Below are 16,077 nucleotides of genomic sequence, written 5' to 3'. Positions count from 1 at the left end.
GGCTCTCCGATCGTTCACATCGGAAGTCATCGTTGGACATGATGGCAGGTGTGGCCGCAGGCTGGACGCATGACAAACATCGAGCGGTACACGGCCTTCGACGTCGACGGCGAAGGCGGCAACCCGGCCGGGGTGGTGCTGGACGCCGACGGCCTCGGCGACGACCGGATGCTGGAGATCGCCGCGGAACTCGGGTACTCGGAGACCGCGTTCCTGTTCACCGGGAACCGCATCCGCTACTTCAGCCCGCTGGCCGAGGTCCCGTTCTGCGGGCACGCCACCATCGCGACCGCGGTCGCGCACGCCGAACGGTTCGGCGTCGGCTCGCTGGCGCTCCAGACCAAGGCCGGGGAGGTCGTGGTGGAGACGCGTTACGAGGACGACCGGCTGCTCGCGACGCTGACCAGCGTGCCTCCTTCGGTTCGGGACGCGCCTCCGTCGCTGGTCAGCGAGGCTCTGGCGGCCCTGCGCTGGACCGAGGCCGACCTGGACCCGGCGATGCCCCCGCGCGTCGCCTTCGCCGGTGCCCACCACCTGGTGCTCGTGGTTTCCGCCCGGGAACGCCTGGCCAAACTGGACTACGACTTCGAGGCGCTCGGCGCGCTGATGACGCGGGAGGACTGGACCACCGTGCAACTGGTCTGGCCGGGCCCGGACGGTTACCACGCCAGGGACCCGTTCCCGCCCGGCGGTGTCTACGAGGACCCGGCCACCGGCGCCGCCGCGGCCGCCTTCGGTGCCTACCTGCGAGAGCTGGGCGTCACCGGCCGCGTCACCATCCACCAGGGCGAGGACATGGGCAGGCCGAGCCGCCTGCTCGTGGACATCCCGGCGAGCGGCGGCATCTCGGTCAGCGGGACGGGAAATCGGCTCTAGCTCGCTCTGGACCTCCAGTGTGATCGAGGTTGCAGCATCGATGCCATGGACAGCACCGAGAACGCCTCCGGCACGGCGTTGAGGTCGCATTCCCCTTGGCAGTCGAAAGGAATCGTGCGATGAGCGAATGGCAACTGGAGGACCTGGACCTCGACGCGTACCTGGCGCGGATCGGGCACGCCCGCGTCCAGCCGTCGGCGGCGGCGTTGCGGTCGCTGCACGAGGCGCACGTGCGGTCCATCCCGTTCGAGAACCTCGACGTGCTGCTGGGGCCGCACCCCGGCCTGGAGTTGAAGGTGATCGCCGACAAGCTGGTCCACCGACGACGCGGCGGGTACTGCTACGAGCACGGCCTGCTGTTCTCCGCGGCGCTGGAACTGCTCGGGTTCGACGTGCGCCGCCGGATGGCGCGGGTGCAGCCGGACAAGAACGGTCCCCGCACCCACATGGTCGTGCTGGTGCGGGTGGCGGGCATCGACCACCTCGTCGACGTCGGCTTCGGCACCGGGCTGGTCACGCCGATGCCACTGGTCGACGGCCACGAGCAGGACCAGAACGGCTGGCTCCACCGGATCACCCGCGAAGGTCCACTGTGGATTCTCTGGCGCCACGAGGCCGACGGCTGGACGCGCCTGCACGCCACCGACGACCTGCCGCAGCACCAGATCGACTACGACGTGTCGAACCACTACATCTCGACGCACCCGAAGTCGCCGTTCAGCGGGCAGCTGGTGGTGATGACCCGCGGCGACCGCGTCAGCAACCGCCTGGTCGGCGACACCCTGACCACCGAGCACGCCACCGGCGAAACCACCAAGCGCACGGTGCCGCCGGCCGAACTGGACACCGTCCTGCGGTCGATGGGCGTGGAACTGACCAGCTCCGAACTGGCTACGCTGCGGGCATGACCACGGTCCTCCACGGCGAGGTGCACGTCCACTACGGGCAGATCTACGTGGAGGGCCGCGCGAGCGAGTTCGGCGGGGACATGTCGGCGACCTTCGCCGGGCAGTCGAACGGGCTGTGCGGTGCGGGTGTGCCCGGCATGTTGTTCCTGATCACCGGACTGCACACCGGGCAGGTCGGGTTCACCGTCGAAGTGCTCGACGAGGAGCCGCCGCCGGCGGACTCGTGGGAGGAAGTCGTCGAGGTCTCGTTCCGTGCGCCGACGCCGCACGTGGCACTCGTCGAATGGGGAGGCGGGGATTCGTACCCGCTGGGTCTCCAGGCCATCGACTACCGGGTGCGCTACTGCGGCGTCGGCATGGACGCGGCGCGCGACGCGGACACGGTGTTCGACGACGAGGAGCCGGTGGACCGGTACCTGCTGCAGTTCTGGCCGAGCCCGCCGCGCCCGGATGCCGTGCTGAAGGAGACCAGCGCGGCGGCGGCCTATTGGCACAAATACGCGCGAGAGCTACCGCCTCCGCCGACGCCGGAGGAACGAGCCGAAGCAGAACGTGTGCGCAAAGAGGAGGAACGCCGCGCGCTGGAACTCCGCGCGCGGCAGGCCGAGCTGAAGCGCTGGGGCGGCGCGCTGCCCAGCGAACGCCTGCGGCACCTGCGCGGCAACGCCTTCGCCGCCGCGACGCTGGACCGCGATCTCGCCGAGCTGATCGCCGCGTCGTCGCCGGAGCGCCAGCGCCAGGCCGCCCGCTGGATCGCCCGCCGCGCCTACACCCGCGCGAGCCTCGCGGACGTACCGTGGATCGCGCCCGCCCTGGCGGCGCTGGACCGCGGCGAGCCACTGCCGCCGCCGTTCGACGCACACCAAGCGGTGTGGGACCGGTTCTTCAACGACCCGGCCATGCCGTCCACCACGGTCACCTCACTGGACGGCAGGCACGACAACTTGCTGCAGCAGGCCGCCGCCATCCCGTCGATCTTCGAAGCCACCCACGACGATCCGCTGGAGGCCGCGCTGACTGCGTTGTACGCCGCCGCTGTCGCCTTCGGCCGGGACCACTACCGCACCCTGTTCGCCGAACTACGCGCCACTTTCGACTGACCACGAGGTCACCCGGGCAAAGCTGGAGCCGACAAGGGGACTCGAACCCCTGACCTGCTGTTTACAAGACAGCTGCTCTACCAACTGAGCTATGTCGGCCTGTGCTCCGGAGTATATAGATGTCACAGGCACTGCTCGTCCACGACGTCGCTCAGGCGGTCCCGCCTGCGGTAGGCGGCCAGTTGCCGGTCCGCTCCGCCCCCGGTGGATCTCAGGCGCGCCAGCTGCTCCGAGGCGAAATCCAGGTCGCCGGTCGCGGTCAGCGGCTCGCGCAGGATCGCCGCCAGTTCGTCCACGACCGTCCAAATCGGTACCAGCTCGCCGCTCTCCGGGTGCAGGCACGAACCGTTCAGTCCATCCCGCGCGCTCCGCCAGAGGCTCGCCCGCAGCACTTCGTCCGGTGTGGTCACCGGCGTCCGGTCGGCATCGATGTCACGCAGCGCCAGATTCACCAAACCCCGGACCAGCACCGCGGCGAGGGTGGCCTCCGCCGCCGACGCCGCCACGTCGCAGATCCGGAACTCCAGCGTCGGCTGCTTCTCGGACAGCCTGACGTCCCAGTACAGCATCCCCCGGTCCATCATCGCGCCGCTGCGCAGCATCGCGGCCACGCTGTTCTCGTAGTGCTCGAGCGAGACGAACATCGGCGGTGGCCCGGACGACGGCCAGCGCGACCACAGCACGTGCCGCCAGCTGTGGTACCCGGTGACCTCACCACCGTCGAACGGCGAGTTCGCGGTGAGCGCCAGCAGCACCGGCAGCCACGCCCTGGTGTGGTTGCTGACCCGGACCGCGGTCTCGCGGTCGGCGACACCGATGTGCACGTGGCACCCGCAGGTGGCACTCGATCGGGCGATCGCGCCGAACTGGTCGGCCATCCGCCGGTACCGCGGCTTCCGGGTGATCTCGTGCGTGGCCTCCGGCAGCAGCGGGGTGCCGCTCGGCAGCAGCCGCAGCCCGCGCCCGCCCGCGATGCCCGCCAGGTCGTCCCGGAGCTTGGTCAGGTTGCCGAGCAGCTCCTCGGCCGTCCGGCACACCACGGTGGCGGTCTCCACCTGGGAACTGATCAGCTCCTGCTGGAGCTCACCGCCGCGCTCGGTGGTCCCCCGCACCACCTCCGGCCCTCGCGGCACCAGCTGTCCGGACGCGTCGACCAGGAAGAACTCCTCCTCGACGCCGAAGCTCAGTTCCTCGCCGCCCAGGACCATCCAACGCTCCTTCACCCGATCACGGTGCCTCAGGCGGGAATACCCGGATCGGGTGATCCATAACCAAGGTGCGGAACGTGGTGGACGCCACTGTTCCGATCATGCAACGGTCAGACCTCGAACGTCGATGGTCCCCGGGAATGACCAGGGAGGTGGACGGGTAGATGAAGATCAACCAGCGTGGCCGGGCAGCCGATCGCAAACGCGGTTGGCAGCTTCTCGAAGCGCCGGCGACTGAGCGGCGGCGCAGATCCGGCCGCCGCATCGAACGCGGTTCCGAGCCCCGCAGCCGAGCCTGGCAGATCCTCGAGGCGGACACCGGCGAGCAGCCGGCGGCCGCCCAGGACAGTGCGATCGGGCCCGAGCTGCCGGACGATTCCAGGGTCAACTTCGTGCTCGACCTCGCCCTGCGCATCGGCGAGGTGCAGATGGCCAGCGGCGCCGGTGCCTCCGACGTCACCGCGACCATCCTGGCGCTGACCTCGGCGCTCGGCCTGCCGCACTGCGAGGTCGACGTCATCTTCACCTCGATCACGGTGACCTGCCACCGCGGCTCCGAGCGCTCGCCGGTGACCGCGCTGCGCGTGGTGCGCGCCCGCGGTCTCGACTACAGCCGCCTCAGCGACACCGAGCGGCTGGTGCAGCAGATCACCCGCGGCCGGGTCAGCGCCGAGGACGCCTACACCGAGCTGCAGCTGATCACCTCGCGGCCGCACCCGTACCCCCGCTGGGTCTCCACCCTGGCCTGGGGCGGCATGGCCGCGTTCATCTCCCTGCTGATCGGCGGCGACTGGGCGACCGCGCTGATCGCCTTCGTGATCAGCGCGGTGATCGACCGGGTCGGCCGGGTGCTCAACCGGTTCGCGCTGCCGTTCTTCTTCCAGCAGGTGGCCGGTGGCTTCATCGCGACGCTGGCCGCGGTGCTGGTGGTGAACACCAGCTGGCTGCCGATCGAGAGACCCACCATCGTGGTCGCCGCGGCGATCACCGTGCTGCTGTCCGGGCTGAGCACGGTGACCGCGGTGCAGGACGCGATCACCGGCTACAACGTCACCGCCGCCGGGCGCACCACCGAGGTGGCGATGATGTCCGCCGGGCTGATCACCGGGGTGGCGCTCGCGCTGAACACCGCGCCGCTTTTTGCCATCGTGCAGAAGACGCCGCCGCCCGCGGTGTACAACAGCACCGCGCTCGACCTGCCGATCATGGTGGTCGCCGGGGCCGGGGCGGCCGGCTGCTTCGCGCTGGCCAGCTACTCCCGGCTGCGGTCGCTGCTGATCGCCGCCGCGGCCGGTGCGGTCGGCAGCCTCGGTTACGGCGTGCTGGGCCTGTTCGGCGCGGACCAGATCACCGCCTCCGCGGTCGCCGCCACGCTGGTCGGCTTCTCCGGTGGCGTGCTGGCCCGGCGGTTGAAGGAGACCCCGCTGGTCATCGCGGTCTCCGGGATCACGCCGTTGCTGCCGGGGTTGTCCACCTACCGCGGGCTGTACGAGATGGGCGTGTCGCCGGGCGGTGAGCTGGGCACGCTGATGACCGCGGTGGCGGTCGGGCTGGCGCTGGCCGCGGGTGTGGTGCTCGGCGAGTACTTCGCGCAGCCGGTGCGCACCGGGCTCGGCAGGCTCGAGCGGAAGCTGGCCGGCCCCCGGATGGCGGGTCCCCTGCGGCCGAAGACCGGCCGCTTGGACTAACCGGCCACGGCACGAAACCGCGACCCGGGTGATCGGGCGGGACATGTCTCACGTTCTCGCCCGGTCCCGGCCGCGCGGGTCGCGATAGTCTGCGGTGCATGACCGAGCCTGTCAGCACGGCCGCCGAATTCGTCGTGGTGGCCAACCGGTTGCCGGTGGACCTCGACCGCTCCGCCGACGGGACCCAGCGCTGGACGGCGAGCCCCGGCGGGCTCGTGTCGGCGCTCGAGCCGTTCCTCCGTTCGCGCAAGGGTGCCTGGGTCGGCTGGCCGGGTGTGCCGGACGTGGAGGTCGACGAGTTCTCCGACGACGGTCTGGTGCTGCACCCGGTCACGCTCAGTTCCGACGAGGTGGCCGACTACTACGAGGGCTTCTCCAACGCCACGCTGTGGCCGCTCTACCACGACGTGGTAGAGCGGCCGGTCTTCGACCGGTCGTGGTGGGACAGCTACGTCCGCGTCAACCGCCGGTTCGCCGAGGCCAGCGCGAAGGTGGCCGGTGAGGGCGCGGTGGTCTGGGTGCAGGACTACCAGCTGCAACTGGTCCCCAGCATGCTCCGCGAACTCCGCCCCGACCTGCGGATCGGCTTTTTCCTGCACATCCCGTTCCCGCCGGTCGAGCTGTTCATGCAGCTGCCGTGGCGGGCGGAGATCGTGCGCGGGCTGATCGGCGCCGACCTGGTCGGGTTCCACCGGCCGGGTGGTGCGCAGAACTTCCTGTGGCTGGCCCGCCAGCTGATCGGCCTGGAGCCCAGCCGCGGCGCGGTCGGCGTGCGGTCGCGGCCCGGTGTGGTCCAGGTCGGCGACCGGACCGTGCGGGTCGGCGCGTTCCCGATCTCCATCGACGCGGCCGGGCTGGACAACCTGGCGCGCACCAAGAAGGTGGCCGAGCGCGCCGCGGAAATCCGGCGTGACCTGGGCAATCCCAAGACCGTGCTGCTCGGGGTGGACCGCCTCGACTACACCAAGGGCATCGATCTGCGCCTGCAGGCCTTCCACGAGCTGCTGCAGGAGGACCGCGTCAAGCCGGAGGACGTGGCGTTCATCCAGCTCGCCACGCCGAGCCGCGAGCGGGTCGAGCACTACCAGCGCATGCGCGGTGAGATCGAGCAGATGGTCGGCCGGATCAACGGCGAGTTCGCCAGGGTCGGTCACCCGGTCGTGCACTATCTGCACCAGTCGGTTGACCGTACGGAACTGGCCGCCTTCTTTTCCGCCGCCGACGTGATGGTGGTGACCCCATTGCGTGACGGCATGAACCTGGTCTGCAAGGAGTACGTGGCCTGCCGCCACGATCTCGGCGGCACGCTGGTGCTGTCCGAGTTCGCCGGCGCGGCGGCGGAGTTGAGCAGTGCCTTCCTGGTCAACCCGCACGATCTCGACGGGGTTAAGAGCGCCTTAGCGGCTGCCATTACGCTCGACCCGGCCGAGGGAAGACGGAGAATGCGCGCGCTTCGACGTCAGGTCCTCACGCACGACGTCGACCGCTGGGCGCGCTCGTTCCTGGAAGCACTCGGGTCCGAGCCCATCGCCTGAGAATCTCTCCCAACTCCCATACCCCACGTACCTGCTCCTAGGAGGAGTGTTGACCGCCGAGGCCCTGCCCGCCGAGCTGCGGCGTGCGATCGTGCAGATCGCGCGGACGCCGCGCTTGCTGGTCGCCTGCGACTACGACGGCACGCTGGCTCCGATCACGTCCAACCCGGACGAGGCCCGCCCACTTCCCGAATCGGTCGGTGCCCTGCGATCACTTGCCGGCCTGCACGAAACCACCACCGCGGTCATCTCCGGCCGCGCCCTGCGCGATCTCGCCACGCTGTCCCGCCTCCCGGCCGAAGTCCACCTGGTGGGCAGCCACGGTTCGGAGTTCGACATCGGTTTTGTGCACGCGCTGGACGCGAAGGCCCGAGAACTGCACCGCAGGCTGGAGACCGAGCTGGAACAGCTGGTGCTCGATGTTCCAGGTGTTTCACTAGAGGTGAAGCCGGCCAGCATCGCCGTGCACGTGCGCCGCGCCGAGTACGACGCCGGCCGCCGCGTGCTCGCTGATGTCCACAATGGACCTTGCACCTGGCCGGGGGTGACCACCACCGACGGCAAGGAGGTGGTCGAGCTGGCGGTGGTGCAGACGGACAAGGGCCGGGCCCTGGACACGCTGCGCCACCAGGTGAACGCCACCGCCGCGGTGTTCCTCGGCGACGACGTCACCGACGAGAAGGCCTTCGCCCGGCTGGCCGGCCCCGACCTCGGGGTCAAGGTCGGTGACGGGGAAAGCCTTGCCGCCTACCGGGTTCCGGACACCGTCGACGTGGCGACCGTGCTCGCCTTCCTGCTCGAAGAGCGGCGCCACTGGCTCTACGGCGAGCAGGCGCCGCCGATCGAGCGCATCTCCATGCTGGCCAGCGAGCGCTCGGTCGCGCTGCTCACGCCGGACGCGAAGCTGACCTGGCTGTGCCACCCCGGTCCGGACGCGCCCGCGGTGTTCGCCGACCTGCTCGGCGGTCCCGGTGCCGGGCACTTCTCGATCAAGCCGCACCGCAACGGCCTGCCGCTGGGCCAGCGCTACCTGCCGAACACGATGACCGTGGAGACGCGCTGGTCGCGGCTGCTGGTCACGGACTACCTGGAGCCGGACAGCCCGCAGCACCGCACCGACATCGTCCGGGTGATTTCCGGCGAGGCCGCGGCGCAGGTGGTCTTCGCGCCGCGTCCCGAATTCGGCGGTGTGCCGGTGCGCCTGGTCACCGAGGAGGACGGGCTGCGGGTGCTGGGCACCTCGGAGCCGATCGTGCTGCGCGCGCCGGGCGTGCGCTGGGAAATCAACTCCGACGGCATGCACGACACCGCGGTCGCACTGGTGGAACCGAAGCCGGAACGCCCGGTGGTCCTGGAACTGCGGTGCGGCACCACGGATCTCGGCCCGCACGAACAGTCCGAAGTGGACCGTCGTGCGCGGGCCGGTGCGTACTGGAGCGACTGGGCCGCCACCCTGAAGGTGCCGACCGTGCAGCCGGAACTGGTGTCGCGCTCGGCGCTGACCCTGCGCGGGCTGTGCAACACCGACAGCGGTGGCGTGCTGGCGGCGGCGACCACCTCGCTGCCGGAGGAGATCGGCGGCGTCCGCAACTGGGACTACCGCTACTGCTGGATCCGCGACGCCGCGATGACCGTGCGCGAGCTGGTCTCGCTCGGCTCGCTGGACGAGGCCGACGGGTACCTGCGCTGGCTGCACGGGGTGTTGGCCACGCTGGCCGGTCCGGAACGGCTCCACCCGCTGTACACCCTGTCCGGCAGCGTGATCGGCGCCGAAGCGGTGATCGAGTCGCTGCCCGGGTACGCGGGCTCGCGGCCGGTGCGCGTCGGCAACCTGGCGAACCACCAGGTGCAGCTGGACGTGTTCGGCCCGGTGGTGGAGCTGGTGGTCACCCTGGCCGAGACCCGCGGTGAGCTGCGCGACCAGGACTGGCAGATGGTGCGGGCGATGGCCGAGGCGGTCACGCGGCGCTGGAACGAGCCGGACCACGGCATCTGGGAGGAACGCCACGTGCCGCGGCACCGGGTGTACTCCCGGGTGATGGGCTGGGTGACCATCGACCGCGCGATCAAGCTCGGCGAGATCTACGACCGGGAGATCCCGGCGGGCTGGCCGGAGCTGCGCGACACCATCGCCGCCGACGTGCTCGAGCACGGCTGGAACGACGAGGTGCAGGCGTTCACCACCGCCTACGACGGCACCGACCTGGACGCGGCCTCGCTCTTTGTCGGGCTGAGCGGGCTGATCGACCCGGGCGACCACCGGTTCCAGTCGACCGTGACGGCGATCGAGGCCGAGCTGCGCAGCGGCTCCACGGTCTACCGCTACCACCGCGACGACGGCCTGCCCGGCAGCGAAGGCGGCTTCCACATCTGCGCCGCGTGGCTGATCGAGGCCTACCTGCTGACCGGCCGCCGCACCGAGGCGGAGGAACTGTTCGAGCAGCTGGTCGACGCCGCGGGCCCGACCGGGCTGCTGCCGGAGCAGTACGACCCGATCGCCGAGCGCTCGCTGGGGAACCACCCGCAGGCGTACTCGCACATCGGTCTCATCCGCTGCGCGAACCTCCTGGCCCAGTAGCGATCCGGGAGGGGGCGACCGGCCCCCTCCCGGTGCCGGGTCACCGCGACACGCGGTAGGTCACGTGTGTGACCGCGGTCGCGGCCCGCGACTCCACCTGTTCCAGCTTCAGCGCCGGGACGCCGTCGAACAGCCGGGTACCGGCACCGAGCGTGAACGGCACGATGTGCAGTCGCAGCTCGTCGACCAGGCCGGCGGTGAGGTACTGGTTGATGGTGGTCGCGCCGCCGAGGATCAGGACGTCACCGTCACCGGCCGCCTCGCGGGCCTGGGCCAGCGCCGACTCGATCCCGTCGGTGACGAAGTAGTACGTCGTGCCGCCCCGCATCGGCTGGGGTTCGCGCGCGTGCCGGGTGAGCACGTAGACCGGCGCGTGGAACGTCGGATCGTCACCCCACCAGCCGTTCCACGGCCGGTCCCACTCGCCGCGCACGGGGCCGAACATGTTGCGCCCCATGATGAACGCTCTGCCCGAGGCCAGCCTTTCGAGCTCCGCCCGGTTCTCGTCGGGGGTGTCGAACATCCAGGCGTGCAGCTTGTCACCCGTGCCGTCACCACCATCCGTGCCGAACGGGCGTTCCTCCGTCTGGTCGAGCCCGGCCGAGTAACCGTCGGCCGAGATGGTGATGTCGCAGATGACGCTGCCGGTCATGGTGCCCTCCTCGTGGCGACGAGCCTTGCCGCTCTTCCCAGGACAGACCGGGCCGGGCGGCAGAACTCATCGCTCGCTCAACCCCCGGCCACCGAAGGGATGATCATCAGTTCGGTGGCCGCGGAAAGCGGGGTGTCGGCGCCGGAGAGCCGACGGCACTCCTCACCGTCGACGTAGAAGTTGACGTACCGCCGCAGCGCGCCCGACTCGTCCCGGAGCCGTCGTTCCAGCGCCGGGTACCGGGCGCGCAGCTCGTCGAGCACCGCGGTGATGGTGGCGCCCCGGACCTCCAGCACGGTCTGGTCGTCGGCGATCGCCCGCAGCATCGAGGGCAGGTGGACCTTCGCCACCTAGATCACCGCGGCCCGCACGCAGAGCACGTCCGGCAGGTGCTCGACCACGCGCTGCCAGTTGTCCCCCTCGTCGGCGCTGGCCCACACCTCGCCCGAGCGGGAACCGAAGTACACACCGGCCGGGTCGGCGTCGTCCACGCACATCGCGTCCCGCAGCACCGCCGAGTAGAAGCCGCTGTCGGGCAGCCCGCCGGACAGCTCGGTCCAGCTGCCGCCGCCGTCCTCGCTGCGGTACACCCGGCAGCGCCCGTCCGGCGGGAAGCGGTGCACGTCGGCCTGGAGCGGGAAGTTGTAGATCACCTCGGGCTTGTGCGGGTGCACCACCATGGCGAAGCCGAAGTCCGACGGCAGCCCGTCGGCGATCGACTGCCAGCTCTTCGCGTGGTCGTCGCTGCGGTAGACGCCGTGGTGGTTCTGCGCGAAGAGGGTGTCCGGCCGGGCCGGGTGCCGGGCGACCTTGTGCACGCACTGGCCGAACTCCGGGTACTCCTCCGGCAGGAACTTGACGTGGATGCCCTGGTTGGCCGGCGCCCAGGTGGCCCCGCCGTCGGTGGTGTCGTAGACGCCGCCGGTGGACATCGCCACGGTGACCCGCTGGGGCTCGGTCGGGTGCGGCAGCACCGTGTGGATCGCCATGCCGCCGAACCCGGGCGTCCACTGTGGACGATGTGGGTGGTCCCAGAGGCCGCGGACCAGCTCGAAGGACCGGCCGCCGTCGGCCGAGCGGAACAGCGCCGACGGCTCCACCCCGGCGTAGACCACGTCCGGCTCCGGGGCGGGGGTGAGCTGCCAGACCCGCTCCAGCGCGGCGCCGGTGTCCTCCGGGAAGGCGATCGGCGCCTGCTCCGGCTCCTGCCAGGTGGCGCCGAGGTCGTCGCTGGTGGCCACCCCCGGCCCCCAGTGCTCGCTGGTCACCCCGGCGAGCAGGCGGGGCGAACCGGAGCGGGTGTCGATCGCCAGCGCGTAGACGTCGGTCATCGGCAGGTGCGGACCGGTGACCGTCCAGTCGGCGCGCGAGTTCGAGCTCCTGGCCAGCCAGAGCCCCTTGCGCGTGCCGATGGCGAGCAGCGCTTCCATCAGTTGCCTCCCTGTGTGGTTCGGATCACAGCGGGAGCTTACGCGCCGGGACCGACAGAAACCGGGCGCCGGAGTTGGCGGGATGCTAACCACGGCGCCCGGTCGTTGTCGAACAGTTTCAGGCGAGGCTGAAGCAGTTCTACGCGGAATACCCCTTTGGCGGAATGAGGGTGGCCAATTGGTTGAAGGTGAGCCAATAGACACCCTGGCTGAAACCGGCCGAGTCGGCGATCTTCACCGTCATGTTGTCACTGTTGTAACCGGTCACGGTGAAGTAGTGGTAAATGGTGTAGTTGGGGTAGCCGGGCGGGTGGTTGTTCGCCGGGGCGACGATGTTCGCGACGATCGGGTAATTGTTGTTGATGTCCAGCACGATGTCGCGCCAGAGCAGGTCGCGCTGGGCCGCGGTCGGCGGGTCGTTCGGCATCTCCTTGGTCTCGTACCAGCCGGTGCCCAGATTGTTGTTGAGCACCCTGGTGACCTGGCCGATGTGGTCGGTTCCGCCGGTGTGCGTGGGAAGTTGCTGCGCCAGGGCGGCCTGGGTCGGCGGATTGGCCATGCGCGCGGACAGCGCCATCCTGGTCGCCGCCGGGCCGCACCAGTAGCCGGTCTGCTGCCATTCGTGCCGCACGTTGAGTTCGACGACGGCGGGCAGCTTGGAAATGTCGACCTCGGCCGTTTCGGCCGGGCGGGCGGTCGGCGCCGCAGGGGCGGCATGAGCGAGCACGGGCGTGGTGCTGATTCCCGCGACCACGGCGGTGAGCACAGCGAGGAGCCGTCGTCTCAACATTTCGGATTTCCTTCCCCAGTGCGGTGGCGGTTGGTTTCCGTCACACGAGGGAAATAGTCCGGAAAATTGTGACGCCTGTCAATGTCCTTGGCGTCCTGGGCGCACCGGCGCTCCCGGCGGCATTTCCACCGGGAGCGCCGTTGTCGCGCGGGATCAGGCCGCGTAGCCCTTCGGCGGGATCAGCGAGGCCAGCTGGTCGAAGGACAGCCAGTAGATCTGGTTGCCGCCGAAGTTGGCCGAGTCCGCGATGTGCACGGTCATGTTGTCGCTGTTGTAGCCGATCACGGTGAAGTAGTGGTAGATCGTCTCGTTCGGGTAGCCCGGCGGGTGGTTGTCGGGCGGGGCGACGATGTTGGCCACCACGGCGTAGCCCGCGTCGACGTCGGTGACGATGTCCTGCCAGAGCAGGTCCTTCTGCGCCTGCGTCGGCGGATCGTTCGGCATCTCCTTGACCTCGTACCAGGTGGTGCCGAGATTGGCGTTGAGCGCGTTCGCGATCTGGCTGATGTGGTCGGTGCCGTTCTCCGTGGTGCCCATCTGGGCGGCCAGGTCGGCCTGGGACGGCAGGTTGCCGGTCCGCGCGGACATCGCGATCCGCGCCGCCGCCGGTCCGCACCAGTACCCGGTCTCCTGGACCTGGTACTGCACGTTGAGCGACTTGGCCCCGGCCACCTTGACGTCGGCGGGCGCCACCGGCGCGGGGTTCGCCGCCGACGCGAACGCGGCCCCCGGCAGGACGAGCGCACCGGCCGCGGCGACCCCGACGATCGCCCGGAAGAAACCTCTACGCTGCACTTGTTACTCCTTCCCCAGTTACTTCGTCGGTTATTTTCCGTCGAATAGCGGTCATCCTGGAGAAAGCGGGCAACTGGGCACAAGGGGTTTCAGTCAGGCCCGAAATACCTAGGCGCGTGCGTGCTCGGCGGCGGACAGCGCCACGCCGACATCGGCGACCTCGAGCACCCGGATGCCGGACGGGAGCTTGCCCGAGTCCGGTGGCACGAGGGCGTGGGTGAAGCCGAGGCGGGCTGCTTCGGCGATGCGCTTGCCGACGTTCGACACGCGCCGGATCTCCCCGGCCAGGCCGACCTCGCCGACCGCGACCAGCCGCGGCGAGAGCGCCACGTCGGCCACCGAGGACGCGATCGCCAGCACCAGCGCCAGGTCCACGGCGGGCTCGGTGATCTTCATGCCGCCGACCGTGGCCAGGAAGACGTCGCGCTTGGCCAGCGTCATACCCGCCCGGCGCTCCATCACCGCGAGCACCATCTGCACCCGCGACGCGTCGAGCCCGCTCACCGCGCGGCGCGGCTGCGGCAGGGTGGACTCGGCGACCAGCGACTGCACCTCGCTCATCAGCGGGCGCTTGCCCTCCATCGCCACGGTGATCGCGGTGCCGGAGACCGGCTCGGTGGTGCGGTTCATGAACAGCCCGGACGGGTCGGGCACACCGACGATGCCGTTCTCGCCCAGCTCGAAGCAGCCGATCTCGTCGGCGGCACCGAACCGGTTCTTCACCCCGCGCACCATGCGCAGCGTGGAATGGCGATCGCCCTCGAACTGGAGCACCACGTCCACCAGGTGCTCCAGCACACGGGGCCCGGCGATGGAGCCCTCTTTCGTGACGTGCCCCACGAGCACGATCGGCAGGCCGCGTTCCTTGGCCAGGGCGACCAGTCCGGCGGTGACGGCGCGGACCTGGGTGACCCCGCCGGGCGCGCCTTCGGCCTGCGGTGAGGACATGGTCTGGACCGAGTCGACGATCAGCACGCCCGGCTTCACGTCGTCGACGTGGCCGATGATGGCGCCGAGATCGCTTTCCGCGGCGAGGAACATCTGCTCGTGCACGTTCCCGGTGCGCTCGGCACGCAGGCGCACCTGCCCGGCGGACTCCTCACCGGTGACGTAAAGGGACGGGTGCTCGCCGGTCTTGCCCGCCGCCCACTGGTAGGCCACTTCGAGCAGCAGCGTCGACTTGCCGACCCCCGGTTCACCGGCGAGCAGGATCACCGCGCCGGGCACCAGTCCCCCGCCGAGCACCCGATCCAGCTCGGGCACACCGGTCTGGCGAGCCCTGGCGGCCTCGACGTCGACCTGGCCGATCGGCCGCGCGGGCGCACTGGGCGCCCCGGCGACCACCCGCGCGATCGCCGGGCGGGCGTCACCGCGTTCCTCGATGGTTCCCCAGGCCTGGCACTCCGGGCACTTGCCGACCCACTTGGCAGCCTCGTACCCGCACTCGCCGCAGCGGTACGAGATGCCGCTTTTCCTAGCCACGGGCGCTCACGCTAGTAAGCGGGTACGACAGTTTCGCGGCGACGCGCTCAGCCGCCGTGGTTGCCGTGGTCGCCTTCGATCGGACCGGCGTGGGAAGCGGGCGGGGCGCCGTGCTCCTGCGGGGCACCGGCGGGCGGCGCGGCCTGCTCGCCGTGTTCGCCGTGCCCACTGCCGTGCTCGCCTTCGCCGCCGTGCTCGAGGCGCGGCCGGGTGGAGCTGGCGATCGGCACGTCGACGACGACCGAACCCGCGTCGCGGAAGGTGAGGGTGAGCTTGAGGGTCTGGCCCGGGTACACCGGCGCCTTCAGGCCGAGCAGGTTGATCACCGCGTGGCCGACCGGGTGCTCCTCGACCGCGTCCGCCGGCGGCGGCGGGGCCTGAGAACCGGCGGGCGGCTGGTTCGCCCCGCTCGGCTGGTTCGGCGCGCTCGGCTGGTTCGAACCACTCGGCTGCTGCGCGCCGGACGGCTGCTGCGGCGCGGTCGGAGTGACGGGCTTCGGGGTGGCCGGCTCGTGCTCGTGCGGCAGGCTCGCCAGCGGGCTCACGGTCAGCTTGCTGCCGGCGACGACCGCCTTGAAGCCCTGGATCTCCGCGTCGGTCGCGCTTTCGGTGCTCACGTCGACAAGCTCGTCGTCGGCGGGACCGTTGTTCGCCACCACCAGTTCCACCGGCGCGTCGGCGCCGGCCGGGTAGTACGCGGCGTCGCCGGGGAAGGTCAGCTTCGCGTCCCGGACCGCGAGCTTGCCGAGGTCGGCGAAGCCACCGGTGACGGCGGGCAGCTGGGTGTCGGTCTGGGTGATCTGACCGGCGCCACAGCCCGCGAGCGCCAGTACCGCGCCAAGGCCGAGCGCGGCCACGCCGAGCACGCGTCGATTCTGCTGCCTCACGGTCTCGTGTCCCTCCTGCGCGTCCTGTTCCCCGCGAAGGGTAGCCCGGCCTCCCGCGCCCGCCGGAACCCGGTAGCCGTTGTGTGCGGCGGATTCGAAGATCAATGGTCCACAGTGGAATTCGCGGGGACCGCGCCGCGATTTGCGG

Annotated in this window: 14 protein-coding genes and 1 tRNA gene; 6 read left to right on the top strand and 9 right to left on the bottom strand. The window is 70.5% G+C overall.

The annotated features are described in order from the left end of the window. Window positions 1-69 precede the first annotated feature (69 nt). The 3 genes from YIM_RS02915 (at window position 70) to YIM_RS02905 (ending at window position 2,884) form a co-directional block, all read left to right on the top strand. A complete protein-coding gene (locus YIM_RS02915) occupies window positions 70-876 on the top strand; it encodes a PhzF family phenazine biosynthesis protein (RefSeq protein WP_153028856.1) in 807 nt (268 codons plus the stop codon). A 119-nt stretch (window positions 877-995) separates the two neighbouring features. Further along, complete coding sequence (locus YIM_RS02910; RefSeq protein WP_153028855.1) at window positions 996-1,784, top strand: arylamine N-acetyltransferase; 789 nt, start codon at window positions 996-998, stop codon at window positions 1,782-1,784. Further along, window positions 1,781-2,884 carry a hypothetical protein gene (locus YIM_RS02905; RefSeq protein ID WP_153028854.1) on the top strand — a complete coding sequence of 368 codons (1,104 nt, stop codon included), beginning with the start codon at window positions 1,781-1,783 and terminating at the stop codon, window positions 2,882-2,884. Before YIM_RS02910 ends, YIM_RS02905 begins: the two co-directional genes overlap by 4 nt. Window positions 2,885-2,907: 23 nt before the next feature. Here the strand turns inward: YIM_RS02905 and YIM_RS02900 are convergent. Next, window positions 2,908-2,983 (bottom strand) — tRNA-Thr (locus tag YIM_RS02900). A 23-nt stretch (window positions 2,984-3,006) separates the two neighbouring features. Then, window positions 3,007-4,092, bottom strand: a complete 1,086-nt coding sequence (locus YIM_RS02895) for a glutamate--cysteine ligase (RefSeq protein ID WP_153028853.1) — start codon at window positions 4,090-4,092, stop codon at window positions 3,007-3,009. A 164-nt stretch (window positions 4,093-4,256) separates the two neighbouring features. Here YIM_RS02895 and YIM_RS02890 point away from each other — a divergent pair, with 164 nt between their 5' ends. From YIM_RS02890 to otsB, 3 genes are all read left to right on the top strand, one after another. Beyond that, the gene (locus YIM_RS02890; protein WP_153028852.1) at window positions 4,257-5,780 is read left to right on the top strand and encodes a threonine/serine exporter ThrE family protein; all 1,524 of its coding nucleotides are present in this window, start codon (window positions 4,257-4,259) and stop codon (window positions 5,778-5,780) included. A gap of 98 nt (window positions 5,781-5,878) precedes the next feature. After that, window positions 5,879-7,315 carry a trehalose-6-phosphate synthase gene (locus tag YIM_RS02885; protein ID WP_153028851.1) on the top strand — a complete coding sequence of 479 codons (1,437 nt, stop codon included), beginning with the start codon at window positions 5,879-5,881 and terminating at the stop codon, window positions 7,313-7,315. Between the two features lie 49 nt (window positions 7,316-7,364). Next, the gene (otsB, locus tag YIM_RS02880; RefSeq protein ID WP_194240023.1) at window positions 7,365-9,893 is read left to right on the top strand and encodes a trehalose-phosphatase; all 2,529 of its coding nucleotides are present in this window, start codon (window positions 7,365-7,367) and stop codon (window positions 9,891-9,893) included. Window positions 9,894-9,933: 40 nt separating this feature from the next. Here the strand turns inward: otsB and YIM_RS02875 are convergent, their stop codons facing one another. The 7 genes from YIM_RS02875 to YIM_RS02845 all read right to left on the bottom strand — a co-directional run bounded on the left by YIM_RS02875 (window position 9,934) and on the right by YIM_RS02845 (window position 15,929). Beyond that, entirely contained in the window at window positions 9,934-10,545 is a 612-nt protein-coding gene (locus tag YIM_RS02875) for a dihydrofolate reductase family protein (RefSeq protein WP_153028849.1), read from the bottom strand. 77 nt (window positions 10,546-10,622) lie between these two features. Continuing rightward, on the bottom strand, window positions 10,623-10,895 hold the full coding sequence (locus YIM_RS02870) for a ubiquitin-like small modifier protein 1 (RefSeq protein WP_228004521.1): 273 nt from the start codon (window positions 10,893-10,895) through the stop codon (window positions 10,623-10,625). After that, entirely contained in the window at window positions 10,896-11,975 is a 1,080-nt protein-coding gene (locus tag YIM_RS02865; RefSeq protein WP_153028848.1) for an exo-alpha-sialidase, read from the bottom strand. A 139-nt stretch (window positions 11,976-12,114) separates the two neighbouring features. After that, on the bottom strand, window positions 12,115-12,765 hold the full coding sequence (locus YIM_RS02860; protein ID WP_153028847.1) for a C39 family peptidase: 651 nt from the start codon (window positions 12,763-12,765) through the stop codon (window positions 12,115-12,117). A 153-nt stretch (window positions 12,766-12,918) separates the two neighbouring features. Further along, window positions 12,919-13,560: a C39 family peptidase gene (locus YIM_RS02855; RefSeq protein ID WP_370468948.1), complete on the bottom strand. Its 642-nt coding sequence runs from the start codon at window positions 13,558-13,560 to the stop codon at window positions 12,919-12,921. Between the two features lie 108 nt (window positions 13,561-13,668). Continuing rightward, the gene (gene radA / locus YIM_RS02850) at window positions 13,669-15,042 is read right to left on the bottom strand and encodes a DNA repair protein RadA (protein WP_153028846.1); all 1,374 of its coding nucleotides are present in this window, start codon (window positions 15,040-15,042) and stop codon (window positions 13,669-13,671) included. Window positions 15,043-15,089: 47 nt separating this feature from the next. Further along, window positions 15,090-15,929, bottom strand: coding sequence for a hypothetical protein (locus YIM_RS02845; RefSeq protein ID WP_153028845.1), 840 nt, complete (start codon window positions 15,927-15,929; stop codon window positions 15,090-15,092). Window positions 15,930-16,077 lie beyond the last annotated feature (148 nt).

Origin of the sequence: Amycolatopsis sp. YIM 10, from assembly GCF_009429145.1 — a bacterium.
GTDB lineage: Bacteria > Actinomycetota > Actinomycetes > Mycobacteriales > Pseudonocardiaceae > Amycolatopsis.
This window is presented reverse-complemented; position numbering and strand designations above follow the sequence as displayed.